The organism is Rhizobium sp. AQ_MP, assembly GCF_014237835.1.
GTDB lineage: Bacteria > Pseudomonadota > Alphaproteobacteria > Rhizobiales > Rhizobiaceae > Allorhizobium.
The window spans coordinates 131,975-157,895 of the sequence record NZ_JACJVI010000008.1 but is presented as its reverse complement, the minus strand read 5'-3'; the positions used below and the strand labels follow the sequence as shown (position 1 = coordinate 157,895).

The 25,921-nt window shown below is 61.8% G+C and carries 30 protein-coding genes and 2 riboswitches; of the genes, 22 read left to right on the top strand and 8 right to left on the bottom strand.

All coding sequences use genetic code 11. From position 1 onward, the window contains the following. The first annotated feature begins 187 nt into the window (after window positions 1-187). The 12 genes from H6M51_RS13510 to H6M51_RS13455 all read left to right on the top strand — a co-directional run bounded on the left by H6M51_RS13510 (window position 188) and on the right by H6M51_RS13455 (window position 10,201). Window positions 188-1,354 (top strand): cysteine desulfurase family protein, encoded by a 1,167-nt coding sequence (locus H6M51_RS13510; protein ID WP_185810346.1) that lies wholly within the window; start codon window positions 188-190, stop codon window positions 1,352-1,354. Window positions 1,355-1,494: 140 nt separating this feature from the next. Further along, window positions 1,495-2,964, top strand: a complete 1,470-nt coding sequence (sufB, locus tag H6M51_RS13505) for a Fe-S cluster assembly protein SufB (RefSeq protein ID WP_185810345.1) — start codon at window positions 1,495-1,497, stop codon at window positions 2,962-2,964. Then, window positions 2,964-3,188 (top strand): hypothetical protein, encoded by a 225-nt coding sequence (locus H6M51_RS13500; protein ID WP_185810344.1) that lies wholly within the window; start codon window positions 2,964-2,966, stop codon window positions 3,186-3,188. The genes sufB and H6M51_RS13500 overlap by 1 nt, the downstream gene beginning before the upstream one ends. Before the next feature lie 142 nt (window positions 3,189-3,330). Continuing rightward, the gene (gene sufC, locus H6M51_RS13495) at window positions 3,331-4,086 is read left to right on the top strand and encodes a Fe-S cluster assembly ATPase SufC (RefSeq protein ID WP_166599462.1); all 756 of its coding nucleotides are present in this window, start codon (window positions 3,331-3,333) and stop codon (window positions 4,084-4,086) included. Between the two features lie 30 nt (window positions 4,087-4,116). Further along, the gene (gene sufD / locus H6M51_RS13490) at window positions 4,117-5,394 is read left to right on the top strand and encodes a Fe-S cluster assembly protein SufD (RefSeq protein ID WP_185810343.1); all 1,278 of its coding nucleotides are present in this window, start codon (window positions 4,117-4,119) and stop codon (window positions 5,392-5,394) included. Further along, window positions 5,387-6,631, top strand: a complete 1,245-nt coding sequence (locus H6M51_RS13485) for a cysteine desulfurase (RefSeq protein ID WP_185810342.1) — start codon at window positions 5,387-5,389, stop codon at window positions 6,629-6,631. The genes sufD and H6M51_RS13485 overlap by 8 nt, the downstream gene beginning before the upstream one ends. A gap of 12 nt (window positions 6,632-6,643) precedes the next feature. Then, window positions 6,644-7,018, top strand: coding sequence for an SUF system Fe-S cluster assembly protein (locus tag H6M51_RS13480; RefSeq protein ID WP_407073582.1), 375 nt, complete (start codon window positions 6,644-6,646; stop codon window positions 7,016-7,018). A gap of 226 nt (window positions 7,019-7,244) precedes the next feature. Further along, window positions 7,245-7,631, top strand: coding sequence for a Fe-S cluster assembly scaffold SufA (gene sufA / locus H6M51_RS13475; protein WP_185810340.1), 387 nt, complete (start codon window positions 7,245-7,247; stop codon window positions 7,629-7,631). Window positions 7,632-7,754: 123 nt separating this feature from the next. After that, window positions 7,755-8,204: an Lrp/AsnC family transcriptional regulator gene (locus H6M51_RS13470; protein ID WP_185810339.1), complete on the top strand. Its 450-nt coding sequence runs from the start codon at window positions 7,755-7,757 to the stop codon at window positions 8,202-8,204. Between the two features lie 176 nt (window positions 8,205-8,380). Continuing rightward, on the top strand, window positions 8,381-9,121 hold the full coding sequence (locus H6M51_RS13465) for a LuxR family transcriptional regulator (RefSeq protein ID WP_185810338.1): 741 nt from the start codon (window positions 8,381-8,383) through the stop codon (window positions 9,119-9,121). Window positions 9,122-9,192: 71 nt separating this feature from the next. Further along, on the top strand, window positions 9,193-9,909 hold the full coding sequence (locus H6M51_RS13460; protein ID WP_185810337.1) for an acyl-homoserine-lactone synthase: 717 nt from the start codon (window positions 9,193-9,195) through the stop codon (window positions 9,907-9,909). After that, window positions 9,899-10,201 carry a hypothetical protein gene (locus tag H6M51_RS13455; RefSeq protein ID WP_185810336.1) on the top strand — a complete coding sequence of 101 codons (303 nt, stop codon included), beginning with the start codon at window positions 9,899-9,901 and terminating at the stop codon, window positions 10,199-10,201. Before H6M51_RS13460 ends, H6M51_RS13455 begins: the two co-directional genes overlap by 11 nt. On the opposite strand, the gene H6M51_RS13450 is transcribed toward H6M51_RS13455, so the two are convergent. From H6M51_RS13450 to gcvT, 7 genes are all read right to left on the bottom strand, one after another. Next, window positions 10,115-10,417, bottom strand: coding sequence for a hypothetical protein (locus tag H6M51_RS13450; RefSeq protein WP_185810335.1), 303 nt, complete (start codon window positions 10,415-10,417; stop codon window positions 10,115-10,117). The genes H6M51_RS13455 and H6M51_RS13450 overlap by 87 nt on opposite strands. Before the next feature lie 220 nt (window positions 10,418-10,637). Further along, window positions 10,638-10,964: a flagellar basal body protein gene (locus H6M51_RS13445; RefSeq protein ID WP_185810334.1), complete on the bottom strand. Its 327-nt coding sequence runs from the start codon at window positions 10,962-10,964 to the stop codon at window positions 10,638-10,640. 205 nt (window positions 10,965-11,169) lie between these two features. After that, complete coding sequence (locus tag H6M51_RS13440; RefSeq protein WP_185810333.1) at window positions 11,170-11,496, bottom strand: DUF1236 domain-containing protein; 327 nt, start codon at window positions 11,494-11,496, stop codon at window positions 11,170-11,172. Between the two features lie 152 nt (window positions 11,497-11,648). After that, window positions 11,649-12,110: a GNAT family N-acetyltransferase gene (locus H6M51_RS13435; RefSeq protein WP_281418962.1), complete on the bottom strand. Its 462-nt coding sequence runs from the start codon at window positions 12,108-12,110 to the stop codon at window positions 11,649-11,651. A 153-nt stretch (window positions 12,111-12,263) separates the two neighbouring features. Continuing rightward, window positions 12,264-15,122 carry an aminomethyl-transferring glycine dehydrogenase gene (gene gcvP / locus H6M51_RS13430; RefSeq protein ID WP_185810332.1) on the bottom strand — a complete coding sequence of 953 codons (2,859 nt, stop codon included), beginning with the start codon at window positions 15,120-15,122 and terminating at the stop codon, window positions 12,264-12,266. Next, window positions 15,122-15,484, bottom strand: coding sequence for a glycine cleavage system protein GcvH (gcvH, locus tag H6M51_RS13425; RefSeq protein ID WP_166599445.1), 363 nt, complete (start codon window positions 15,482-15,484; stop codon window positions 15,122-15,124). The genes gcvP and gcvH overlap by 1 nt, the downstream gene beginning before the upstream one ends. A 20-nt stretch (window positions 15,485-15,504) precedes the next feature. Next, window positions 15,505-16,644: a glycine cleavage system aminomethyltransferase GcvT gene (gene gcvT, locus H6M51_RS13420; RefSeq protein ID WP_185810331.1), complete on the bottom strand. Its 1,140-nt coding sequence runs from the start codon at window positions 16,642-16,644 to the stop codon at window positions 15,505-15,507. Between the two features lie 147 nt (window positions 16,645-16,791). Next, window positions 16,792-16,879, bottom strand: a riboswitch (glycine riboswitch). 188 nt (window positions 16,880-17,067) lie between these two features. On the opposite strand from gcvT, the gene H6M51_RS13415 reads away from it, so the two are divergent. Beyond that, complete coding sequence (locus tag H6M51_RS13415; protein ID WP_185810330.1) at window positions 17,068-17,439, top strand: hypothetical protein; 372 nt, start codon at window positions 17,068-17,070, stop codon at window positions 17,437-17,439. Window positions 17,440-17,510: 71 nt separating this feature from the next. Next, on the top strand, window positions 17,511-18,575 hold the full coding sequence (locus tag H6M51_RS13410; RefSeq protein ID WP_185810329.1) for a DUF1775 domain-containing protein: 1,065 nt from the start codon (window positions 17,511-17,513) through the stop codon (window positions 18,573-18,575). A gap of 81 nt (window positions 18,576-18,656) precedes the next feature. Here H6M51_RS13410 and H6M51_RS13405 read toward each other — a convergent pair whose 3' ends face one another. Then, window positions 18,657-18,932 (bottom strand): hypothetical protein, encoded by a 276-nt coding sequence (locus H6M51_RS13405; protein ID WP_185810328.1) that lies wholly within the window; start codon window positions 18,930-18,932, stop codon window positions 18,657-18,659. Between the two features lie 194 nt (window positions 18,933-19,126). Between H6M51_RS13405 and H6M51_RS13400 the strand changes: the two genes are divergently transcribed. The 8 genes from H6M51_RS13400 (at window position 19,127) to cobW (ending at window position 25,764) form a co-directional block, all read left to right on the top strand. After that, window positions 19,127-19,663: a flavodoxin domain-containing protein gene (locus H6M51_RS13400; protein ID WP_185810327.1), complete on the top strand. Its 537-nt coding sequence runs from the start codon at window positions 19,127-19,129 to the stop codon at window positions 19,661-19,663. A gap of 57 nt (window positions 19,664-19,720) precedes the next feature. After that, window positions 19,721-20,098 carry a fluoride efflux transporter CrcB gene (gene crcB, locus H6M51_RS13395; protein WP_185810326.1) on the top strand — a complete coding sequence of 126 codons (378 nt, stop codon included), beginning with the start codon at window positions 19,721-19,723 and terminating at the stop codon, window positions 20,096-20,098. Between the two features lie 93 nt (window positions 20,099-20,191). Then, window positions 20,192-21,181 carry an RluA family pseudouridine synthase gene (locus H6M51_RS13390; RefSeq protein WP_185810325.1) on the top strand — a complete coding sequence of 330 codons (990 nt, stop codon included), beginning with the start codon at window positions 20,192-20,194 and terminating at the stop codon, window positions 21,179-21,181. Beyond that, window positions 21,178-21,831 (top strand): HAD-IA family hydrolase, encoded by a 654-nt coding sequence (locus H6M51_RS13385; RefSeq protein ID WP_185810324.1) that lies wholly within the window; start codon window positions 21,178-21,180, stop codon window positions 21,829-21,831. The genes H6M51_RS13390 and H6M51_RS13385 overlap by 4 nt, the downstream gene beginning before the upstream one ends. A gap of 9 nt (window positions 21,832-21,840) precedes the next feature. After that, complete coding sequence (locus H6M51_RS13380) at window positions 21,841-22,647, top strand: ATP12 family chaperone protein (RefSeq protein WP_185810323.1); 807 nt, start codon at window positions 21,841-21,843, stop codon at window positions 22,645-22,647. Between the two features lie 63 nt (window positions 22,648-22,710). Beyond that, window positions 22,711-23,529: a hypothetical protein gene (locus H6M51_RS13375; protein WP_185810322.1), complete on the top strand. Its 819-nt coding sequence runs from the start codon at window positions 22,711-22,713 to the stop codon at window positions 23,527-23,529. Between the two features lie 67 nt (window positions 23,530-23,596). Next, window positions 23,597-23,969, top strand: a riboswitch (cobalamin riboswitch). A gap of 184 nt (window positions 23,970-24,153) precedes the next feature. Then, window positions 24,154-24,684 carry a bifunctional adenosylcobinamide kinase/adenosylcobinamide-phosphate guanylyltransferase gene (gene cobU, locus H6M51_RS13370; protein WP_185810321.1) on the top strand — a complete coding sequence of 177 codons (531 nt, stop codon included), beginning with the start codon at window positions 24,154-24,156 and terminating at the stop codon, window positions 24,682-24,684. 3 nt (window positions 24,685-24,687) lie between these two features. Further along, the gene (gene cobW / locus H6M51_RS13365) at window positions 24,688-25,764 is read left to right on the top strand and encodes a cobalamin biosynthesis protein CobW (RefSeq protein ID WP_185810320.1); all 1,077 of its coding nucleotides are present in this window, start codon (window positions 24,688-24,690) and stop codon (window positions 25,762-25,764) included. Window positions 25,765-25,921: the final 157 nt, after the last annotated feature.

Here is a 25,921-nt window from a genome sequence, read left to right as displayed (position 1 = left end):
ATTTTTGCGGTTCGTCAACACCAAATTAGAAAGCTGACTTGACGGCGTCAGTCAGCTTTTCTAGAACGAAGTTTAGAACCGTTCGAAACTGGATGGCGTCGCATCCGGGGTGAAGGTGTCATAAGGCAAGCCCGGCGGAAATTTCAAGGAAAATGCGCCGCCGGATGTGAGGGAGCCAAAAGCCAGGATGGCCGCTGAGCGCATCTATCTCGACTGGAACGCCACCGCGCCCCTGATGGGTGCGGCGCGCGATGCCATGCTCGACGCGCTGGCCATGCCAGGAAATCCGTCTTCCGTGCATGCCGAGGGGCGGGCGGCCCGGGCCGTCATCGAGAAGGCACGCCGCGATGTGGCGCACCTCGTGGGTGCCGAGTCGGCCCACGTGACCTTCACCGCAAGCGCGACCGAAGCCGCCAATCAGGTGCTGTCGCCGGTCTATCGCATGGGCAAGTCGCGTGTCGCGCTCGGTCGGCTCTACGTTTCCGCGATCGAACATCCGGCTGTCCGGGCCGGTGGGCGCTTCGCCGCTGATCAGGTGATGGAAATACCGGTGACGCGTTCGGGTGTTCTCGATCTCGATGCACTTTCCGCGCAGTTGGCCGCGCATGATCCAGCAGACGGACTGCCGCTGGTCGCCGTGATGCTGGTCAACAATGAAACCGGCATCATTCAGCCAATCCGAGAGATCTCCGCCGTCGTAAAGAAGAGTGGTGGGTTGCTGGTGGTGGATGCCGTGCAGGCGGCGGGACGCATTCCTCTGTCGATTGGCGAGCTTGGTGCCGATTTCCTGATCCTCTCGGCCCATAAGCTGGGTGGCCCCAAGGGTGTCGGTGCGCTGGTGTCGCGCGGCGAGACCTTGATGCCGGAACCCCTGGTGCGCGGTGGTGGCCAGGAAAAGGGGCACAGGGCGGGCACGGAAAACCTTGCTGCAATCGCCGGCTTCGGCGCTGCTGCGCGCGAGATGTCGGCAGGCTTGGTCGACCGGAATTCGCAAGTGTCTGCGCTTCGCGACCGGGCGGAGCAGGCCATGCTGTCGGCGGCACCGGACACGGTGATCTACGGACGGAGCGAAGCGCGGGTCGGCAATACCAGTTTCTTCCATCTGCCGGGGCTCAAGGCAGAGACCGGTCAGATTGCCTTTGATCTCGAAGGGGTGGCTTTGTCGGCCGGTGCCGCCTGCTCGTCCGGCAAGGTGGGTGCGAGCCACGTGCTGACCGCCATGGGCGAAGATGCCGCAACCGGGGCATTGCGCCTGTCGATCGGCCCGGCAACGACGCAAAGCGATATCGATCGCTTCGTCGCAGCCTTCGCAAAGATTGCCGCTCGGCGCAAGCCAGCGGGACAGGCCGCATAAGCGGCGAAAAACCAGCCCGATCGTCGTTTTTCCCTTGCCAAGAGGGATGAAATGATGGCTCGGGGACCTTAGATATGGCGGGTCACCGCCCAACGTTAACAAGCTGCCGGAATTTGGCCCGGCAAGATTGGAGAACGACCATGGCTGCTGTGCAGGAAACGATCGATCAGGTCCGCCAGATCGACGTCGACCAGTACAAGTACGGTTTTGAAACCACGATCGAAGTCGACAAGGCCCCGAAAGGCCTGTCGGAAGACATCGTCCGCTTCATTTCGGCAAAGAAGCAAGAGCCGGAATGGATGCTTGAATGGCGCCTCGACGCTTACAGGCGCTGGCTGACGATGGTCGAGCCCACCTGGGCGCGCGTCGATTATCCGAAGATCGACTTCAATGACATTTACTACTACGCGGCACCGAAAACGGCTGCCGGCCCGAAGTCGCTCGACGAAGTCGATCCCGAGCTCCTGAAGGTCTATGAGAAGCTCGGCATTCCCTTGAAAGAGCAGGAAATGCTGGCGGGCGTCCAGTCCTCCAAGATCGCCGTCGACGCGGTTTTCGATTCGGTCTCCGTTGTCACCACCTTCAAGGAAGAGCTGAAGAAGGCCGGCGTGATCTTCATGTCGATCTCGGAAGCCGTGCGCGAGCATCCCGAGCTGGTGAAGAAGTATTTGGGCTCGGTCGTTCCGGTGACCGACAACTATTATGCGACACTGAACTCGGCTGTCTTCACCGACGGTTCCTTCGTCTTCATCCCGAAGGGCGTTCGCTGCCCGATGGAGCTGTCGACCTATTTCCGCATCAACGAGAAGAACACCGGCCAGTTCGAACGCACCCTGATCATCGCCGAGGAAGGCGCTTACGTCTCCTATCTCGAAGGCTGCACGGCACCCCAGCGCGACGAAAACCAGCTGCATGCAGCCGTGGTGGAACTCGTGGCGCTCGATGATGCCGAGATCAAATATTCGACCGTCCAGAACTGGTATCCCGGCGACAAGGATGGCAAGGGCGGCATCTACAACTTCGTCACCAAGCGCGGCGATTGCCGTGGTGCGCGCTCGAAGATCTCCTGGACCCAGGTCGAAACCGGCTCGGCGATTACCTGGAAGTATCCGTCCTGCATCCTGCGCGGCGACGACAGCCAGGGCGAGTTCTACTCGATTGCCGTCTCCAACGGCCACCAGCAGGTCGACAGCGGCACCAAGATGATCCACCTCGGCAAGAACACCAAGAGCCGCATCATCTCCAAGGGCATCTCGGCCGGCGTGTCGCAGAACACCTATCGCGGCCAGGTCTCGATGCATCGCAAGGCCGAAAACGCCCGCAACTTCACCAATTGCGATTCGCTCCTGATCGGTGACACCTGCGGCGCCCATACCGTGCCTTACATCGAGGTGAAGAACTCGACGGCCAAGGTGGAGCACGAGGCGACGACCTCGAAGATCTCCGAGGACCAGAAGTTCTACGCCATGCAGCGCGGCATCCCGGAAGAAGAGGCGATCGCGCTCATCGTAAACGGCTTCGTCCGCGACGTCATCCAGCAGCTGCCGATGGAATTCGCGGTTGAAGCGCAGAAGCTGATCAACATCTCGCTCGAGGGAAGCGTGGGGTGATGAACGAGAAGGTCGAGAACCTCATCCTCGAACATCTGAGGATCATGCGGACAGACATCTCTTCCCTGAAGGAAGAAATGGTCGGCATGCGTTCCGAGATGCCGGCCATGAAGCAGTATATGGCTGGTTTCATGACGGATGAGGCTCGACAGGACGGCGAGATCGCAGAGTTGAAGCTGCGTCTCGACCGGATCGAAAAGCGGCTCGAATTGACTGAGGGCTGATAAGCCAGTGCGCACGGCGCAAGGCCGATAGCCCGGGTGTCCTCGGGACAAGCCCGAGGATGACGAAATTGAACAGGCGCCACGCGGCGCAACAGGAAACGACAGGCGGCCCTTGAACCGCCCGATGGACAGGAACACAGACATGCTTGAAATCAGAAACCTCCATGCCCGCATCGCCGAAGACGGCACCGAGATCATCAAGGGCCTGAACCTGACCGTGAAGGCCGGCGAAGTGGCTGCCATCATGGGCCCGAACGGTTCGGGTAAGTCGACGCTGTCCTACATCCTGTCGGGCCGCGAAGACTATGAAGTCACCGAAGGCGACATTCTCTACAATGGCGAGAGCATTCTCGAACTCGATCCGGCCGAGCGCGCCGCCAAGGGCATCTTCCTCGCCTTCCAGTACCCGGTCGAGATCCCGGGTGTGGCCACCATGCAGTTCCTCAAGGTTGCGATGAACTCGCAGCGCAAGGCGCGTGGCGAGGACGAGCTGACGACGCCGGACTTCATGCGCCGCGTCAAGGAAGCCGCTGCCGAGCTGAAGATCAACCCGGACATGCTGAAGCGCCCGCTGAATGTCGGCTTCTCCGGCGGTGAGAAGAAGCGCGCCGAAATCCTGCAGATGGCGCTGCTTGAGCCGAAGCTCTGCATCCTCGACGAAACCGACAGCGGCCTCGACATCGATGCCCTGAAGATCGTCGCCGATGGCGTGAACGCGCTGAAGCGTCCGGACCGTGCCACCGTCGTCATCACCCACTATCAGCGCCTGCTCGACTACATCGTGCCGGACACCGTTCACGTCCTCTACAAGGGCCAGATCATCAAGTCCGGCGACAAGTCGCTGGCGCTTGATCTGGAAGCGAACGGCTATGCCGACATCACGGGGCAGGCTGCCTGAGTTCGGGCCGAGTTTGAAGGAGTTGCAACGATGACATTGCAAGCGGCCAACCGGCTCACCGCAGCCGAGACCCAGCTCATCGACGCCTATACCAACCAGATCGGCAGCCTTCCCGGCGATGGCGCCGTGCTACTGAAGCGCGACGGCCTGTTCGACGCGCTGAAGCGCCAGGGCCTGCCGACGCGTCGCGTCGAGACCTTCCACTATACGGACCTCAAGGCGCTGCTGCGTGCCCTTCCGGGCGAAGAGCCCCAGGCTGTCGCCAAGGCGGTTAATCCGCTGGTGGCGGGCGCCCATGTGTTCAGTATCCTGCAGGGTGTTGCCCAGAGGCCCGCATCGTTGCCGGAAGGCCTGACCGTTTCGCTCTACCGTGACGCGCTGACGAACGGTGACGCCGCTGAAGGCCTGACCGCTTTCAACGGCGACGACACGATCGGCCGCCTGAACGGCGCTTTCGTGCGTGACGGCTTCACGCTCGACGTGGCCGAAGACGCCGACATCGAAGCGCCGATCGAACTGCAGTCGGTGCATGCCGCCGGCCAGCTGCATCTGCGCTTCCCGGCCAGCTTCGGCAAGGGGTCCAAGGCCACCGTCATCGAGCGCCATATCGGCCAGAGCGGTTCGGCCGCACTCGCCTCTGTTGTCGCCGACCTGAAGCTCGGCGAGGGTTCTGAGATCACCTGGGTGATCCTGCAGGGCGAAGGCGATGCCGACACGCATCTCGGCCAGATCCGCGCCGAACTCGGCACAGACGCCAAGTTCCGCCTCTTCGTCGTCAATGCGGGCGGCAAACTGGTCCGTCAGGAAGTGCATGTGAAGACGGCAGGCGAAGGCTCCGACTTCATGCTGCGCGGCGTCAACCTGCTCGGCGGTGACACCCATACCGACGTCACCATGACGCTCGGCCATAACGTCCCGAACACGACCTCGACGGAAATCATCCGCAATGTGGTCTTCGATCGCGCCAAGGGGGTCTTCCAGGGCATGATCCGGGTTGCTCCGGATGCCCAGAGAACCGATGCGCGCATGGCCTGCAACACGCTGCTGATGTCTGACGATGCCGAGTTCTCGGTGAAGCCGGAGCTTGAAATCTTCGCAGACGACGTGCAGTGCGCCCATGGCGCGACGGTCGCCGACATCGTCAAGAGCCATCTCTACTACCTGATGTCGCGTGGCATTCCGGAAAAGAAGGCCCGTGCGCTGCTAATCAATGGCTTCGTTGCCGAAATCGTCGAGGAGCTCGAAAACGAGCCGCTCGTCGAGGCTCTGGAAGAGATCATCACCGACTGGCTGGAGCACCATGGCTGACACGATCGCGGCACGGACAGGTTACGACGTTGAAGCCGTCAGGCGGGATTTCCCGATCCTGTCGCGCGAGGTCTATGGCAAGAAGCTGGTCTATCTCGACAATGCCGCCTCGGCCCAGAAGCCGCAGCAGGTGATCGACGCGATCAGCCACGCCTATTCGAACGAATATGCCAATGTGCATCGTGGCCTGCATTTCCTGTCCAACGCCGCGACGGACGCCTATGAAGGCGCGCGCGAGAAGGTGCGCCGTTTTCTCAATGCCCCCTCGATTGACGAGGTGATCTTCACCAAGTCCTCGACCGAGGCGATCAACACGGTCGCCTATGGCTGGGGCATGAAGCATATCGGCGAGGGCGACGAGATCGTGCTCTCGATCATGGAGCACCACTCCAACATCGTGCCCTGGCATTTCCTTCGGGAACGCAAGGGCGCCAAGCTGGTCTGGGCTCCGGTCACCGACGAAGGCGCTTTCGACATGGAAGCCTTCGAAAAGTGCCTGACCGAACGTACCAAGCTGATCGCCATCACCCATATGTCCAACGCGCTCGGTACCGTCGTGCCGATCAAGGAAGTATGCCGCATTGCCTGTGAGCGCGGCATCGCCGTCATGGTCGATGGCAGCCAGGGTGCCGTTCACATGCCGGTCGACGTCCAGGATCTCGGCTGCGACTGGTATGCCGTCACCGGCCACAAGCTCTACGGTCCCTCGGGCATCGGCGTGCTCTGGGGCAAGATGGACCGCCTGCGCGACATGGACCCCTTCATGGGCGGCGGTGAGATGATCATCGAGGTGGCCGAAGATCGCGTGACCTATAACGAGCCGCCGCATCGCTTCGAGGCCGGCACGCCGCCGATCGTCCAGGCGATCGGCCTTGGCTATGCGCTGGACTATATGGAAAGCCTTGGCCGCCCGGCGATTGCCGCCCATGAGGAAAGCCTGCGCGCCTATGCGCATGAGCGTCTGTCGGCGATCAATTCGCTGCGCATCATCGGCAACGCGCCGGGCAAGGGGGCGATCTTTTCCTTTGAGCTCGCCGGCATCCATGCCCACGACGTCTCGACGATGATCGACCGGCGCGGCGTCGCCGTTCGCGCAGGCACGCACTGCGCCCAGCCGCTTCTGGCACGTTTCGGCGTGACCTCCACTTGCCGGGCGTCGTTCGGCCTATATAACACACGGGAAGAAGTCGATGCGCTGGCGGACGCTCTGGATTACGCCCGCAGCTTCTTCGCCTGAGGAATGAACACCATGAGTGACACGGAAACCAAGCCCGAAGTCCGCGAAGGCATCATCAACACGGCGATCCCGCCGGAAGAGGTCGCCCGCCTCTCCGACGATATCATCGCGGCGTTGAAGACCGTCTATGACCCGGAAATCCCGGCGGACATCTTCGAACTCGGGCTGATCTACAAGATCGACATCGAGGACGACCGCACGGTGAAGATCGTCATGACGCTGACAGCTCCGGGTTGCCCGGTCGCCGGTGAAATGCCGGGCTGGGTCGAAAATGCCGTGGGTTCGGTCGAGGGCGTCTCGGGTGTCGAAGTGGAAATGAGTTTCGATCCGCCGTGGACGCCGGACCGCATGTCCGAAGAGGCGCAGGTCGCTGTCGGCTGGTATTAAATGAATTAGGCAATTGGCGAAATGACCCGCTTTGCGCGGGCCGTTTTGCATTGTGGGGTCTTGCGAACGGAGCGGTTGTTCCTCAAGTACCATGCCCGTCACCGGGGCCAAGCCTGCCCACTGCTGAATGGCAGCGCTTAAGCTATTGAACGGCCGTGGCGCGTCCCTTACATTGCGTTGGAGAAACGCCGGACCTTGAACCCGGTTGTTGGTGGAGACTGTGCCGATGGGCTTTCAGGTGATGACGCTGAGCGATGCGGCTGCCGCACGCGTCAAGGCGATCGTGGAAAATTCCGGTCCCGATGCGAAGGGGATCAGGGTTGGCATCAAAAAGGGTGGTTGTGCCGGCATGGAGTATACCATCGATCTGGTGCGCGAACCGAACCCGAAGGACGACCGGATCGAGCGCGACGGTGCAACGGTGTGGATCGATCCTGCGGCCGTACTCTATCTTCTCGGCACCGAAATGGGCTTCGAGACAACCACGCTTCGCTCTGGCTTCACGTTCCACAATCCGAACCAGACATCCGCCTGCGGTTGCGGCGAATCGGTTGAGCTTAAGGCCGCCGACCTTGCGGAACTGGCAAAGCAGCGCCAGGCGGCGGCGGTCTGAGAAGCGTGATCGGTTGTTCTGCCTCATAGGTGAGCGAGTGTATCGATGCCGCTGCCTATGGATTTTCCGCTGAAAACAAAAAATATCTTGCGGAATGCCGATTTACGCAAATAAGCTGCGGCTATGGATATTAGTGACCGCAAAATTATCGATTTGTTGGCTGAGGATGCGCGGCGCTCGCTCGCGAGCATAGGCGATGTGGTAGGGCTTTCTCCTTCCGCCGTCAATGAACGCATCCGCCGCCTGGTGGCATCGGGTGCAATCAGACGGTTCACTCTTGAGGTCGATCCGGCAGCGCTGGGCCTGCCGATCACGGCCTTCATGCTGGTGACCCTGCCTCAGGACACCGAGCAGGCCGCTTTTCGAGATTATGCCGAATCACATCCCGCCGTGCTGGAATGTCACCACGTCACGGGCAGCTGGTCCTACATGCTGAAGATCAGAACGGCGGATTTGAGCGGGATCGAGACCTTTCTTGCCGATCTCAAGGGCGAGCGTCTGATTGCCCGCAGCGAAACCATGATCGCCCTGTCGACCACCAGCGAGCGCAGCTACGTCATCGGCGGCGAATAAAACCGCCTGATTGCCAGGGCTGTGTCGCCACCAGACTCACCATTCCAGACGATGTGAGCCGGTGCGCGATCTTCGTCGTGAAAATCTCCACGAAATCTAATGTTTACCGAGTGGGATTTCGCGCGCCCATGCTAGCATCGTGAACAGATGTGGCATGCGGCCGATATGAGGTGTGGATGTCAGACAGGCAGGCAACGGCCAATGTGATGTTCGATTTCATCACCGAATCGGCGCGAGCCGGCGATAAGGACGAAGTCCTGGAAAGCCTCGGGAAAGCAGCGCGCGCGTTCGGCATGGACTGTTTTGCGGTTTCCGGCATCCCCTTGCCGAACGAACGGATTGACCCCTACTTCATGCTGAATGCCTGGCCGGAGGGCTGGTTCGAGCGTTATGTCGAGCAGAACTACGTGCATGTCGATCCGGTCATCCACCACACCAAGATGAACAGCGATGCCTTTGTGTGGTCGGAAGCTCTTGCCGATAGACCGCTGAACCGGGGCGCGCGGCGGGTCATGAACGAGGCGACGGAGTTCGGCATGCTCGACGGCTACAGTGTTCCGCTGCATTCTGTTGGCGGTTTTCAGGCGATCGTGACTTTCGGTGCTCGAAAGGTCGAATTGTCCCAAGAGCAGCGCGGGGTGCTGCACATCGTCTCGATTTATGCGCACAACAGGCTGCGCGCCTTCATGACGGAGAGCGGCGAGCGCAATGCCGCTGCCGCCGCAAAGGTGACCCCACGGGAACGTGAAGTCATCCTCTGGTGTGCTGCCGGAAAGACCAATTGGGAGATCGGCCAGATTCTCGGAATCTCGGAGAAAACGGTCCAGCACGAAATCGCCTCTGCAAGCCGAAGGTTGAACTCCGTGAATCGGGCGCAGTTGATTGCTGAATCAATCAGGCTTGGAATAATCAGATAAATAGGCAGAACTGCCTATGTCGGGTTTGATCGCGATGCCGCAATGTCCTCCAGACTTTTCATGGGGGCCAAATGCTTGCGACGATCCGAGGCTCAAACTCGCAGGATTATGACGAGCTTCTGCAGCAAGTCTGGCGCTTCCGGCACCGGCAATTCGTCGAACGGCTGGGATGGGATGCCTGTCGCCGCGCCGATGGCCGCGAGATGGACCAGTTCGATGGCGACGAGGCGGTCCATCTGCCGCTGATCCATGCCGGCGAGGTGGTTGCATACAGTCGGCTTCTTCCGACGTTGAAGCCGCATTTGCTGTCGGATGTCTATCCGCATCTGACGGACGGCGGGGAGTATCCGCGAGGCAAGTGCATCTTCGAATGGACGAAGTGTATCGCCGACCCATCCGACATGACCGTCAGGGGCATTTCGGTCTCAGGCATGCTCATCATGGGCGTAATGGAATACTGTCTCGTCACCGGCATTGAGCTGCTGATTGTTGAGACCCATCAGAACTTTGTGAACCTTTTGCTGACCGCCGGCTGGGACGTGAGGCCGCTCGCAGCGCCGACCGTGCTGGATGATGGCTCGCTCATTGTGCCGATCACCGCCAGGCCCACCATGGCGGGATTGCTCAGGCACCACAAGCTTTATGGCATCAGCGGCAGCGTGCTCGACCGCAAGATGTTGTCCGAAGTTCATTTCGATATGTCGCAGCCCTCGCATCGCGCTTCCGTCGAGCCGCCACAGGCAGGCAGGCTGTTTTCAAGAATGGCAGGAGAATCACATGCCGGATAGCGAAGTCCCATCCTCCGATCTCTACGTGCGCTCGATCGTTGAAGAGCAGGTCCGTGGCCTTCGAGAAATCATCAGGGGTGTCGCGCAGAAGGAACCGCTGAGCGATGACATCCTGTTTTTGGATCACCTTCTTCTGATGGTCTCTCTGGCTGCGGCCGATGGACTGGACCGCCGGCGCTTCGGTGGCGGTCGCAAACGCAGCATGTCAGAAGCCGACGGCGGTCTGCCGCAGATCCATGTCGACGTCGCAAAGATCGAGTTCGTCGCGCAGCGCCTCGATCGCGCCCAGTAGATACAGGCGGAGCCGCAGGTGTTCGTCTGGGCGTGCCTGAAGTGCCTCCAGCGCCTCTGCGATCTGAAACAGACAATCCTCCACATAGGTGTTGTGCTCGACAGTCGCGAGTGCCTGTTGCAGCCTGCGATCAAACAGGCTCCTCAGCTGCTGCACATCGCCGATCTCCGCCGCAAGAAGGTCTGCCTTAAGCTGATTGAGTGCGTCGTGATACATGAACTCTCCGGTGCAACCTGATGCCTGCCGTCGACCGTGTCCGCAAGCCGGACATCCCGTCAGTCGACGAATACTCCAACGGCTCCGCCTTTGCTCGCCGAAAGAGCGACGGCCCAAAAATGCTCAACCTGATAGACGGCTTTTAAAATAATCCCTCCAGGGCATGCCGGATCGGATCGAGGTTGTGTCCGGCAGGCTAAGGGTCGGAAGAGTGGACGCCTCATTCGCGCTTGATCGCGAGCAGCACGTCCCAGATATCGGCGCCGGTTTCCCAGGCTGCCGCATTGGCCTTGAAGGCGGTCTCGGCTTCGGCCAGCGCGACCATTTCAGAGGCGAGGTCGACATTGGAACCGTCCTCAAAGGTGGCTCCGCCGGAAGGTCTAACTGAGGCTGTCACCCCGCCGCCCTGGCTGTTGCCAAACCGCGTCTCCAGCCGGTCATAGGCGGGAGTGAGCGCGTTGGCGACGTTGTTTGCCGTCGCCGAAAGGCGCGTCTGTTGCGCCTGCATGCCGGAGAGTGAAATGCCCATGACGGCGGAGATGCTCATACGACCGTGCCCAAACCTGATGATGAGAACAGGATAATCGAGGCGGGTTAGCACTTCCCGAATTCAGTTGGTTTCCAGTTCCTCGATGGCAATCAGCGGGATGCGTCATCTTGGGACGCCGCCGGTCGCGTCGACCGCCAGTGGCCTCCATACGAAGAACCCGGCCTTTCGGCCGGGCTCGGATGCCTGCGGATCTTCCGTGCAATCACTCGATGATCCGGATGATCTGGCGTGTCTGCGGATCCACGATCACGCGGCGCTCATTGACGACGGTGTAGGAATAGTTCTCGTAGCCATCCACTGGGTAGAGTTCGACCGGATCTTCAATGACGCGGCCGACCAGCACATCCCCTTCATAGGGCACGGACCGAACCTCGCGTTGCATGACATAGGTTTCAACCGGCGCCGGTACGACGATGGTCGACTGGGTGGCAACGGGCGCCTGCTGGATGATAACGGTTTCCTGCGCATAGGCCGACGCCGAGAGCGTCATAAGGGCCGCTGCCCCGGCGAGGATAAGAGTTTTGCGCATGTCGGTTCTCCTGTGTTGAGCAGCAGAAGAACGGGCGCTGGCGCATTCCGTTCCATCACAGGGGTTTGCGGCCGGTCACGACAATTGAGGCCCGCCGCCATAAAAGTGGCATTGGCAGGGTGAAACCGGGCCTCCTTGAGCGTGGCGGTTCGTCAGGAGACCGGCAAATCGAAATGCAGCACCTCGCTTCGGACACCGAGGCGGGAGTAGAGCGCAACGGCCGGCTCATCCTCGGCATGCGCCTGCACATAGACCGATGACACGCCGCGCGATCGTCCGATATCCAGCAGCCGGGAGATCAGCGCCGTCGCGATGCCCTGGCGGCGAAGGGCAGGGCTGACCGCAAGGTCAAAGATGTAGAGCTCGCTCCGCTCCTGCTCATATTTGACGATCTCATAGGCTGTCAGAGCGCCGACCACGCCTCCGTCACGGACAGCGACGAGCGCGATGAATTGACCCGAACCGAGAAGCTTCAGAATGTGCGCTTTCGACGGCCGCCGGCTGCTGTAGCTCTCCTCATCCTCGAAAGCTTCGGCAAAGAGATCGAGCATACCCTCGAAGAGCGGCAGATTGTCCTCGTTGATCTCTGAGACAAGCGGCAAGATTTCGGACAACGGCAGCCTCCTCGTCGACAGTGGCACGTGGCCAGCAGGTTACGCCTGACTGCCGATCCGGACAATTCACGAGTGGCCGGCAAGACGAGTGGGAAAAGAAAGAAGGCGCCCCCTTGATGGAGACGCCTCCTGGTCGATTAATCCAGCGGGGCCTTACTCGGCAGCTTCCGCATAGGCTTCCATAGGCGGGCAGGTGCAGACGAGATTGCGGTCGCCATAGACATTGTCGACGCGGTTGACCGAGGACCAGTACTTGTCGACCCTAAACGCTCCCGGGGGGTAGCAGGCCTGTTCGCGGCTATAGGGACGGGTCCACTCACCGACCAGATCTTCCACCGTATGCGGTGCGTTCTTCAGCGGATTGTTGGCCTTGTCCATCCGGCCTTCCTCGATGTCCCGGGCTTCCTCGCGGATCGCCAGCATGGCATCGCAGAAGCGGTCGATCTCGGCCTTGGTTTCCGATTCCGTCGGCTCGATCATCAGCGTGCCGGCAACCGGCCAGCTCATGGTCGGCGCATGGAAACCGCAGTCGATCAGGCGCTTTGCCACATCATCGACGGTCACGCCGGCGGACGCCTGCAGAGGACGGGTGTCGATGATGCATTCATGCGCGACGCGACCCGAGGCCGACGTATAGAGCACATCATAAGCGCCCTTCAGCCGTGCCGCGATATAGTTGGCGTTGAGGATCGCGACCTTGGTGGCCTGGGTCAAACCTTCGCCACCCATCATCAGGCAGTAGGACCAGCTGATCGGCAGGATCGACGGCGAGCCATAGGGACCGGCCGAGACCGCACCCGGACGACCGTCGGTCACGACATGGCCCGGCAGGTAAGGGGCGAGATGCGCCTTGACGCCGATCGGCCCCATGCCCGGACCACCGCCGCCATGCGGGATGCAGAAGGTCTTGTGCAGGTTGAGGTGGGAGACGTCCGAACCGATGTCACCGGGACGGGCAACCCCGACCATGGCGTTCATATTGGCTCCGTCGAGATAGACCTGGCCACCATGCTGATGGGTTATCTCGCAGATCTCGCGCACCGTCTCCTCGAACACGCCATGGGTAGAGGGATAGGTGATCATGCAGCAGGAGAGGTTCTCTGCATGCTCTTCCGCCTTGGCGCGGAAGTCATCGAGATCAACGTCGCCGTTTTCCTTCGACTTGACCGGCACCACGGTCATGCCGACCATCTGGGCGGATGCGGGATTGGTGCCATGTGCCGAGGTTGGAATCAGGCAAACCGTGCGGTGCGTATCGCCCCGCGACAGGTGATAGGCGCGGATCGTCAAAAGCCCGGCATATTCACCCTGGGCACCTGAATTCGGCTGCATCGAGATCGCGTCGTAGCCGGTGACGGCGCAGAGCTTTTCCGAGAGATCATCGATCATCTCCTTATAGCCCAGCGCCTGATCGGCCGGAACGAAGGGATGGATGTCGGAGAACTCCGGCCAGGTGATCGGCAGCATTTCCGCCGTGGCGTTGAGCTTCATCGTGCAGGAGCCGAGCGGGATCATCGCCCGGTCGAGCGCAAGGTCGCGGTCGGAGAGCCGGCGGATATAGCGGGTCATCTCGCTTTCCGCGCGGTTCATGTGGAAGATCGGATGCGTCAGATACTCGCTGGTGCGCAAGAGATCCTTGGGCAGGCGATAATCGGCCTCGAAATCGGCAACCTTGAAATTGCCGCCAAAGGCACGCCAGACGGCTTCGAGCGTCGCCGGACGGGTACGCTCGTCGAGGGCGATGCCGACCTTCGTGTCGCCGACCTTGCGCAGGTTCACACCCTCGGCAACGGCCGCCCGCATGACGAGGCCCTGCATGTGGCCGACCTCGACGGTGATCGTGTCGAAGAAGGTCTCAGGCTCCACCGTATAGCCGAGCTTTTCGAGACCCTTAGCCAGGATGACCGTCTTCTGATGCACCTGCTGGGCAATCGCCTTCAAGCCCTTCGGGCCGTGGAAGACGGCATACATGGAGGCCATGACGGCGAGCAGCACCTGCGCCGTGCAGATGTTCGAGGTCGCCTTTTCGCGGCGGATATGCTGTTCGCGGGTCTGCAGCGAGAGGCGATAGGCGCGATTGCCCCGCGCATCGACGGAGACGCCCACCAGACGACCCGGCATGGAGCGCTTGATCGCATCCTTGACCGCCATATAGGCCGCATGCGGACCGCCGTAACCCATGGGCACGCCGAAGCGCTGGGTCGAGCCGATGGCGATATCAGCCCCCATTTCGCCTGGCGACTTCAACAGAAGCAGGGCGAGAATGTCGGCCGCGACAGCGGCCAGTGCTCCGGTCTGGTGCAAACGAGCGATCAGGCCGGAAAAATCACGCACATGGCCGTGCGTGCCGGGATTCTGGAAGATTGCGCCGAAGACTTCGGTCGGGTCGAGATCGGTGAAGGGGTCACCGACAGTAACGGTCCAGCCGAGCGGCTCGGCGCGGGTCTGGATGACGGCGATGGTCTGCGGGTGGCAGTCCTTGTCGACGAAGAAGCCGGTCGCCTTGGTCTTGGCGCTGCGCTGGCAGAGCGCCATGGCTTCGGCGGCAGCGGTGGCCTCATCGAGGAGCGAGGCATTGGCCACGTCGAGACCGGTGAGGTCGGTTACCATGGTCTGGAAGTTCAAAAGTGCTTCCAGTCGACCCTGGCTGATTTCCGGCTGGTAGGGTGTATAGGCCGTGTACCAGGCCGGGTTTTCCAGGATGTTGCGCTGGATGACCGGCGGTGTGATCGTACCGTAATAGCCCTGGCCGATCAGCGAGGTCAGGACCTTGTTCTTGTTGGCCGTCTCGCGCAGCTTGTCGAGCGCCTCGCGCTCGGTCATCGACGCACCCCAGGTGAGCGGCACCTTCTGGCGGATCGAGCCGGGCACGGTGGCATCGATCAGCTCGTCGAGCGAGTGATAGCCGATCACCTTCAGCATATCCGTCATCTCGGCAGGCGAGGGGCCGATATGGCGCCGATTGGCGAAGTCGTAAGGATCGTAATCCGTGAACTGGAATTCGGTTGTCATTACGCGATCAGCTCCTTGTAGGCGGCCTCGTCGAGCAGCGCGTCGGCGTCAGCGGGATTTGCGAGCTTCAGCTTGAAGAACCAGGCAGCACCTTCCGGATCGGAATTGACCAGCGACGGATCGTCGACGATCGCCTGGTTGATTTCGACGATTTCACCGTCGAGCGGGCAGTAGACGTCAGACGCTGCCTTGACGCTTTCGACGGTTGCGGCACCCGCATCCTTCTTGAAGCTCGTGCCTTCATCCGGCAGTTCGACAAAGACGAGATCGCCGAGCTGGCCTGCGGCATGGGTGGTGATGCCGACAGTCGCGATATCGCCTTCGATCTTCAGCCATTCGTGTTCGGGGGTGAATTTCAACATGGTTCTCTCCGGAGATGTTTTTAGCGTTTGTAAGTGGGTGTGACGAAGGGAAGGGCGGTAACGGTCAGGGCCAAGAACTTGCCACGGACCTCCGCAAAAACCTGGGTGCCGGGTTCGGCGAAGGCGGTCGGCACGTAACCCATCGCGATTGGACCTTCGGCGCTCGGGCCGAAGCCGCCGGAGGAGACGTGACCGATTTCGGTCTTGCCTTCGGCATCGGCAAACAGCCTGGCCGGTGGACGCACCGGGGCCTTGCCCTCGGGCTTCAACCCGACGCGGCGGCGGGAAACGCCATTCTCCAGTTCGCCGAGGATGCGGCCCGCCCCCGGAAAGCCGCCTTCGCGGGCGCCGCCCAAGCGGCGGACCTTCTGGATGCCCCATTCGATCGAGGCTTCGACCGGTGAGGTTGTCGTGTCGATGTCGTTGCCATAGAGGCAGAGGCCGGCTTCGAGGCGTAACGAATCACGGGCGCCAAGCCCGATCGGCTGACAGTCCGGCTGGTCGAGCAGCGCCTTGGCGAGATCGGTGGCGCGATCGGCCGGCACCGAGATCTCGAAACCGTCTTCGCCGGAATAGCCGGTGCGCGAGACGAGGGCAGGGATGTCGCCCAGAGACAGTTCACGCACATCCATGAACTTCATGGCGGTGACATCGGCATTGAGCGTCGCGAGAACGGCTTCCGCCTTCGGCCCCTGCAGGGCGAGAAGCGCGCGGTCGTCATGCACGAGAACCTGCACACCATCGGGCAGCTTTGCGCGCATGTGCGCGATATCGGCATCCTTGCAGCCGGCATTGACCACGACCAGTAACCGTTCGCCCAGCCGCGAGATCATAAGGTCATCGAGAATGCCGCCGTTGTCGTCGGTAAAGAAGCCGTAGCGCTGGCGCCCGTCCTTCAGGCCGAGGATATCGATCGGAACGAGCGTTTCCAGCGACTTGGCGGCATCATCATAGGTGCCGGAGGCGGCGACGAGTTCGACCTGGCCCATGTGCGACACATCGAAAAGGCCGGCAGCGGCGCGGGTATGCAAATGCTCCTTCAAGACGCCAGCCGGATATTGCACCGGCATGTCGTAACCGGCAAAGGGCACCATCCTGGCGCCGAGCGAAACATGGAAATCGTAAAGGGGGGTGCGTTTCAGTTGGGTCTGATCGTCCAAGACGTCGCCTCCGGGTTCGCGCTCACGCGCTTGCTCAAGTCTGGGCACGGTTGTGCCGGTTCATGAGCCCCCTCTGTCCTTGTGCCTGAGATTGTTATCCCTTCGGCTTGGCCCGCTTTGGAAACGGGCCTCTCTCCAGAGTGCAGTCGACGCCTTGTGGTCCTTTCGCCTGAGAGTTTCCGGGGCGGTTGCTCCTTCGGCACCGGATTGAACCGGTTTCTCCCAACAAGGTCATGCAAGCCATTATCTGTCCGTGGACCCCCTTGGCAAGAGGGAGGCGTCGCTCTTGAACAAATAATTGTCGCTCAAGCGCCCTGTTTGCGCCTGCTCAACAAACCTGGAATTTGACCGCCGGCCGCGGCATCTCGCCACTTGGCTTGACCTCGTCATCGCGATAAAGGATCGGATGAAACGGGGGACAGGATGAAGCCGAAGGCGAAGACAGCGACGATGATCCTGCGCATTCTCTGCGCGCTGGTCTTCCTGTCCGTCGGTTTCGCGCACCGGACGCCGGCGGCCATCGCCAATGATGTCCAGTCATCAGTCTATGTTATGCCTGATGGCACATTCGCCGACCTGTGCATTGCCGATCAGGGGCAGAAGCGCATCAAGCCCATGGCTGACTGCGAGGTCTGCCGCCTCGCCGGGGCCATCCTCCTGCCGGAACCCTCCGCCCAGTCCTGGCTGCTCAGCCAGTTCGCAAGTCTCGGCGAAGTCGCGCTCGCAGAGACGACCATCCGGTCCCGCCACCTTCTCGACCGTCCGCGTCTGCGTGGTCCACCGCTCTCCGCCTGATTGCTGTCAACACCAGATTCAGACCGATAGATGCCGACGGCCAAAAGGGACCGCGGCCAGGAGAGACACCCATGACGACCAGACTGATTCTCGCGACCGCCCTAGCCACGCTCGCTTCGACCACGGCCGTGTTCGCCCACGCCACCTTCGCCAACCAGCCCGCCAAGATCGGCTCTTACGTCGCCGCGACCCTGCAAGTGCCGCATGGTTGTGACGGCAAGGCAACCAATGAAGTTCAGATCAAGCTGCCGGAAGGCTTCATCTCGGCGAAACCCATGCCGAAACCCGGCTGGGAAGTTGAGGTCATCACCGGTGACTATCAGAACAGCTACGACAACCACGGCAAGTCGGTGACATCGGGCCCTGTCGAAATCCGTTTCAAGAATGGCGAACTGCCCGACAATTTCTACGACACGTTCGTTGTCTACGGGAAGGTCGCTGCCGGAGACCCCGCGGTCGGACTTGCCTTCCCGACGGTGCAACTCTGCGGCTCCGATGCAAAGGTTGCCTGGGATCAGATCGCGGCACCCGGCCAGGATCCGCATGATCTCGACGGCCCGGCCCCAGTCCTCAAGCTCGCCGCGGCCGAGGGCGATGCCCATGGTGGCCATGGGGCCCACGGCGCCCATGCGGGTCACGGCGCTCCTGCAGACCAGGCCGCTGCCGGCGGTCATGGTGCGCATGGGGCCCATGGCGACCATGCCGGTCACGGCGATCATATGGCGGCCACTAACCCGGGCGGTTTCGAGACTGTCACGGCAGGCGATCTCGAACTGACAGCCGGATTCACGAAAGCCATGCTCCCGGGCCAGCCTGTCGGTGGCGGCTTTGTCACGATCACCAACAAGGGTGGCGAAGACGACAGGCTTGTCTCGGCGACCTCGGCGCAGGCCGGTGAGGTCCAGCTGCACGAGATGGCGATGGAAGGCGACGTCATGAAGATGCGTCAGCTGACAGATGGCATCGCCATCCCGGCCGGTCAGACGGTCGAGTTGAAGCCGGGCGGTCTGCATCTGATGTTCTATAAGGTGGCCGAGCCTTTCCAGGAGGGCGGGACCGTCAACGTCACGCTGACCTTCGAGAAGGCCGGCACGGTTGAGGTTGCGCTCCCGGTCGGTTCGGCTCGCGGCAACTAAGCGCGATCTTCATCGCCTGAAACACGAAACCGCGGCCGTCACCGGTCGCGGTTTTTCATTGACTGCTCTGATCCTGAGCGATCAGGCGACGGAGTTCTTGTAGGCCTCGATCGTTTCCTTCAGCGTCGCCTGCTCGAATTGTTGTTGCGCCGATGTCAGGAAGTAGAGGGCCAGTGCCGGTGGCTGCACGACGTTGACCAGAGCCCTCAGACGCAGATCTTCGCTTTGTGCCGCCTGCTGCGCGAGCAAACGCGTGTGTTCCTCAACATAGGTCGCGCGGGAGACGCGCTGCGGCGGCTTCACCGGTTCCATCGCGTAGGCCGCGGTATGGGCAGAGACTGTGACAACCTGTGTCATGGGCGTTTCCAGATACTATGTAACGATATTAGAATAAACCACGGCTATCTATGCATCTTTAAGTCGAATGAGAAAAATCGAATAAAGCTTGATACGTTCGGAAATGACCGGACAAAGCCTCGTGTTGCGCCAGATCAAGGCGCGTTCTGCCCCCGCCTTGCAGGATGAAGACACAGCAACAGAGGAACGGGCAGATGATCGTACTTGTGGGTTACGCGACGATCGAAGGTCAGACGCGCAAGGTCGCCGAAACGGTCGCATCGACCATCGAAGCGGCGGGCCACAGAGCCCTTCTCTTCGACATCACCTCCGGCGGAGAATATGCGCTTGGCCATCCAGAGGCGGCGATCCTCTGCGCCCCTGTCCATGCGGCGCGCTATCCTGCTGCCTTTGCGGCCTTCGTCAGTCAGGAGGCGTCCTGGCTGAACAGCATCCCTTCCGCCTTCGTGTCGGTCTCCATGCTGATCCGCAGCGAATTCGACGAGGAGCGGCAGGAGGCGATTCACTTTCCCGATGCCCTGCTCGCTGAAAGCAATTGGAAGCCCCGCAGGATGCACCATGCCGCCGGCGCACTGCGTTATACCGAATATGACTTCTTCAAGCGTTGGATCATCCGCCGAATGGCCGAGCATGAAAACGCGCCCACGGATGTCTCAAGAGATCACGAATTCACCGATTGGACGGCTCTGTCCGCATTCGTGACGGAGTTTCTGGCTTCGGCCAAGGCTTGACGCGGCGGCCTGGACCGGCTTGAACGACTGAGAGGGCGGTTCGAGCCGGAGGCATCTATGTTCAATATCCTGCTCGTTGCCGTCGGCGGTGCGGCGGGGTCCGTGGCGCGCTATCTGACAGGGATCGCCATGACCCGCTTGCTCGGCCCTGGTTTCCCCTGGGGCACGATCACGGTCAACATCATCGGTTCCTTCATTATCGGACTGCTGACCGAGATGATGGCGCGGAAATTCTCAGCGCCGCTGGAACTGCGTCTTCTGCTCGTCGTGGGTTTCCTGGGCGGTTTCACCACCTTTTCGTCCTTCTCGCTCGACACCATGGCGCTCTTTGAGCGTGGTGAGGGGCTGACGGCTTTCGTTTATGTCGCCGCCAGCGTCCTGCTCTCGCTTGCCGCCGCTTTCGGTGGACTTGCCCTTGGTCGCAGCCTGTTCTGAACGGCATCTGCGCATTTCGGCTTTCCCTTTCCGCCCGAAATCTACTAAAGGCACGGGATAAGTGGGTGGAGAACCCGAGCAGAAAGTATCCTCATGGCAGGCATCGAACATATCACCGTGGAGGCCGACGAGGCCGGCATGCGGCTCGACCGCTGGTTCAAGATCCACTATCCGGGTCTCGGCTTCGGCGCGCTCCAGAAGCTTCTGCGCTCCGGTCAGGTGCGCGTTGACGGCGGTCGCGTGAAGACCGACGCCCGCGTGCAGCCTGGCCAGGTCGTGCGCGTTCCCCCCATGGATGTCGACGCCAAGAAGACCGGCCCGATTGCCAGCCACGATCTGAAGCACGGCGACGACCACGAACTCCTGTCGCGCATGCTGCTGCACGAGGACGAAAAGGTCTTCGTCTTGAACAAGCCCGCCGGCCTTGCCGTGCAGGGTGGCTCGGGCCTGACCCGCCATATCGACAAGATGCTCGAAGCCTGGACGAGCCGGAAGGGCGAGAAGCCGCGCCTCGTGCATCGCCTCGACCGCGACACCTCGGGCGTTCTCGTCGTTGCCCGGACGCGCGGCGCGGCCCAGAAGCTGACGGCTGCCTTCCGAGAACGCGACACCAAGAAGATCTACTGGTCGCTGGTGAAGGGCGTGCCGCGCAAGCATGAGGACAAGATCTCGACCTGGCTGACCAAGGACCAGACCGACGAAGGCGACCGGATGCGCGTCTGCAAGCATGGCGAGGAGGGGGCCGACCACGCCGTGTCCTACTACCGCGTCATCGACACGGCGGCCCAAAACCTCGCCTGGCTGGAGATGGAGCCCTATACCGGGCGGACCCACCAGCTGCGCGTCCATGCGCTCCATATCGGTCACCCGATCATCGGCGATCCCAAATACTTTATCGATGACCATAACTGGGATTTCCCCGGCGGCATCCAGAAGCGGCTGCATCTGCATGCCCGGCATATCGACCTGCCGCATCCGAACGGTGGCCGCCTCAAGGTGACGGCACCGCTGTCGCCGCACATGGTGCAGAGCTGGAACCTGCTTGGCTTCGACCAGGCGGATGGCGACAGGGACGCCGAATGAAACTCGTCCTTTTCGATTGCGACGGCACGCTGGTTGACAGCGCCGGCCTGATCCATGAAGTCATGCGCCACACCTTTCTGGCCTTCGGCAAGCCGGAACCGGCACTTGAGACGACGAAGTCGATCATCGGCCTGACGCTCGACATCGCGATCGCCCGCATGGACGGCAAGCCGCATGCCGACGACGAGGCCGTCGCCATGGCTGCCCACTACAAGGCGGTCTTTGCCGATGTCCGCCGGGCCTCCGGTTTCGGCGAAATCATGTTCGACGGCATTCGTGAGGTGCTGGACGCCCTGATCGCCCGCGACGACATCTGGCTCGGCGCCGTCACCGGCAAGTCGCGCCGTGGCCTTGAAATGATCCTTGAAGGTCATGGCCTGAAGCCCCATTTCCTCTTCTGCCGGACGGCCGACGAATGCCCCTCCAAGCCGCATCCGGCCATGGTGACCGAATGCTGTGACGAGGCCGGCATCGCCCCGCGCGAGACCATTGTGATCGGCGACGCGATTTACGACATGCAGATGGCCAAGGCCGCCGGTGCGACCGCGATTGGCGTTTCCTGGGGCTACGCCAAGGCGGACGATCTCTGGAACGCCGGTGCCGATGCGGTTGTCGAACGCCCCGCCGACCTTCTGGCCTATATCCACTAGGAGCCTTTGATGCGCGACGAACTCAGTCAGGACATTTTCGGGACCTTCATTCCGGAGCCGAGCCACGAGGATCCGGTGCGCCGGGCGCAGATCCAGATGAAACGGCCGCTGCCGAAGCGCTTCTACGAGAGTGTTGGCATTGAGGCGTGCGAAGACGGCTTCTCGATCACGCTTGACGGCAAGCCGGTGAAGACGCCCGCGAAGAACCTGCTGACGCTACCGACCCGCGAGGCAGCCGAACTCGTCGTGGCCGAATGGGCCGGGCAGGGGGAACACATCGACCCGGCGACCATGCCGATCACCAAGCTCGCCAATACGGCGATCGACGCAGTGACCAGCAGCCTTAACGAGGTTTTCGATGAGATCGTGCGTTTTGCCGGCACAGACCTTCTGTGCTATCGCGCCGACGGCCCGAAAGAACTGATCGACCGCCAGTCGGCCCGCTGGGACCCTCTCCTCGGCTGGATCGCGACCGCCCACGGCGCACGCTTCATCCTCGTCGAGGGCGTGATGCATCAGGAGCAGCCGCGCGAGGCGATCGCCGCCTATGCACGGGCGCTCGAGCGTTATCGTGATCCCTTCCAGATTTCATGCCTCAATGTCGTGACGACGCTGACCGGCTCGGCCGTGCTGGCGCTCGCCTTTGCGGATGGGGCCTTTGATCTCGACGATGTCTGGTCGCTTGCCCATCTCGACGAGGACTGGACGATCGAGCATTGGGGCTCGGATGCAGAGGCCGAGGCGCGCCGCGAAGCCAGGTACGGCGAATATGCCTCTGCCGCAGCGCTCTTCCACGCGATCCAGCCGCAAAGTTAACTCTCCACTAACCATAAATGACGAATTCTCGGACAGGTCCAGAATCACCTGTCCGGGGTCGTCATGTTCGCTCGCAGCCTTCGCATCGTCTTTGCCCTGAGCTTTGCCCTGCTGCTCGCGTCTTGTTCTCTGTTTCACGGACGCAGCATCGACCGTCCGCTGGTCTACTACGTTCGAAACGTCACTGTCATGGCGCATGCACGCATTCCGCTCGACCTGATCGAGAACGTGGATCGGCGTGTGTCGGCGGCGATCGCCGCGACGCGTCCGCCCGACGGCGCCGAGCGGGTCGTGCTATTGGTCAAGATCGACCGCCTCGGCTTCGGGGAGGGCGCCCGTCGTCAGCTGGCCCAGGCCAAGTTCACGGTGACGGCGACGTCGGTCGAAACGGGGCAGCCGGTTGCCCAGGGCTTCTTTACAGTCAACAGCCCGACGGATGATCCGCGCTGGGCGCGGCAGGCCCTCGCTGAGGAGATCGCAGCACGCATCCGCTTCGCCTTCTCGCTGACCACGCCCCGCATTCGCAAGGCTGTGCCACCCCGAACGGTGTCGACTCGGCTGGTGTCGGATCCGCCTTTGCTCACGAGCCCGGCACCGCTGCCGGTCAGCCCCCGTGTCACGGCTGCGCCGCCCCGGGTCGAACGGCAAAAACCTGTCGTTGTCACAGGGCCCGAAGCGCCCGCATCCGCGCCACCTCGCGAGATGGCCGCTCCGCCTGTCGCCGAGATCCAGCCCGTCCCACCCGCGTCTCCTTCCCAGCCGGCCAAGCGTGCAGCCGATACCGGCAAGGGCACGCCCGTCGAACAGGGAGCCGTCGGCACGATCCGGTTGCGGCCCGACTGCGACCCCGCGGTGACGCCAGCCTGCCCTCCCGCACCCTGACGACGGCTTGAGGCGGGATGACGCATGCCCATGCCGCTGCCGTGATTGACTTGGGCATAACCTCGGCCTAATCCTCGTGATGGATGGTTTCCGGACGACAGAGATGTTGTCCGGAGAGCAAAAGGGAATGCGAAGGCGTGGACCCCAATCGGGCACGCGGAACGCAGCCGACCCCGCGACTGTATTGCAGCGAGGGTTCTCCATCCGCTTTGTCGTGCAGGTGGTGACGGGTCGCAGAGTGCGATCGGCCAATCGAAAACGACAGAACGGAAAAGCCACTGGGGTGGCAACACGATCAGCCGGGGCAGGACGCCTCTTTCTCTACGAATCGTCCGCTCTTTCGTGTTGCTGATAACCCTGGGAAGGCGAGGAGAACCCGGCGGTCCTTTATGGGCCAAGACCTGCGAGCCAGGAGACCTGCCATCCACGGGCATGGTGCCCAAACTGGGGAGGTTTCCCCGTTGCCAGCACGGAGGTTGTCGTGGCGACGTCTTGCGTCCGCGGGTCCCTGTCGACCCGACGGTGCCGGCCCGTCTTTTCTGGCCGGGAACCGTTCTATTTTTCGTTCATGCTGAAGGCATGCGCCTCTGACCGTCTGTGCCCGGTCGAAGGTCATGGCACGCCATGACCGCATCCCATTCCCGATCCATTCTGGTTCTCGGTGGCGCCCGTTCGGGCAAGTCGCGTTTTGCCGAGGGCTTGGCGCGCGACACCGGCCTCGACAGGTTTTACCTCGCGACGGGACGCGCCTGGGACGACGAGATGCGTGCCCGCATCGACGCCCATAAGGCCGACCGCGCCAATGACGGCTGGACGACGCATGAGGAGCCACTGGATCTCGTCGGCGCGCTGAAGGCACTAGACAAGCCCGGTCGCGTCATTCTCGTCGACTGCCTGACGCTCTGGGTCACGAACTTGATGATGGAAGAGGGCCGTGACGTCGACGCAGACGGCGCGGCACTCGCCGCCGGTCTTGGGGAACTCCAGGCTACCGTCATTTTCGTCTCCAATGAGGTCGGCCTCGGCATCGTGCCCGAAAACAAGATGGCCCGCGCCTTCCGCGACCATGCCGGCCGTCTCCATCAAGCCATCGCCGCCGAGGCGGATGAAGTCTATTTCGTTGCGGCCGGATTGCCGCTGAAAATGAAGGGTTGAACCATGTTGCAGCAGAAGATCCCCGCCACCGTCATCACCGGCTTCCTGGGGGCCGGCAAGACCACCATCATCCGCAACATGCTGACCAATGCAGGCGGCAAGAAGATTGCTTTGATCATCAACGAATTCGGCGATCTCGGCGTCGATGGCGACGTGCTGAAGGGTTGCGGCGCTGATAATTGCACCGAGGACGACATCATCGAGCTCACCAATGGCTGCATCTGCTGCACGGTGGCCGATGACTTCGTGCCGACCATGCAGAAGCTGCTCGACCGCGACGTGAAGCCTGACCATATCGTCATCGAAACCTCGGGTCTTGCTCTGCCGCAGCCGCTGGTCGCCGCCTTCAACTGGCCCGATATCCGCACCCGCGTCACCGTCGATGGTGTCGTCACCGTGGTCGACAGCGCTGCCGTGGCGGCAGGCCGTTTCGCCGACGACCACGACGCGGTCGCCGCCCAGCGTGCCGAGGACGACAATCTCGACCACGAGAGCCCGATCGAGGAATTGTTCGAAGATCAGCTGACCTGCGCCGACCTTATCGTCTTGAACAAGACCGACTTGCTGGATGCGGCGGGCATCGCCGCCGTCCGCGCCGAGGTGACTGGGCGCACCAGCCGCAAGCCGTCGATGATCGAGGCGAAGAACGGCGAAGTCCCGTCGCTCGTCCTGCTCGGCATCGGCGCCAGCACCGAAGATGACATCGAGAACCGCAAGTCTCACCACGAGCTGGAGCACGAGGCGCTGCATGCCTCGGGTGAAGATCACGACCACCATCACGACCACGACGAGTTCGAAAGCTTCGTCCTCAGGCTTGGCGCGATCAAGGACCCCTCGGACTTCATCGACCGCCTGAAGCCGGTCATCGAGAAGCACGACATCCTGCGCCTGAAGGGCTTCATCGACGTGCCCGGCAAGCCCATGCGCCTTGTCATCCAGGCCGTCGGCACCCGCATCGACACCTATTTCGACCGTCCCTGGACGAGCACCGAGAAGCGCGAGACGCGGCTGGTGGTGATCGGCCTGCATGAATGGGATTTCGGCACCGTGGTCGAGGACGTCCAGGCGGCGGCTGTCTGAGAAGTCCTTCAGCGATGGCGTGTGTTGTTACCCCCCTCTGGCCTGCCGGCCATCTCCCCCTCAAAGGGGGAGATCGGAAAACCGCGCGCCTTCTGGTTCGCGGGCAAGTTGGCACCCGTCTGCCGAGGTTCTTGCTCACGCCATCGACTCGTCGCGG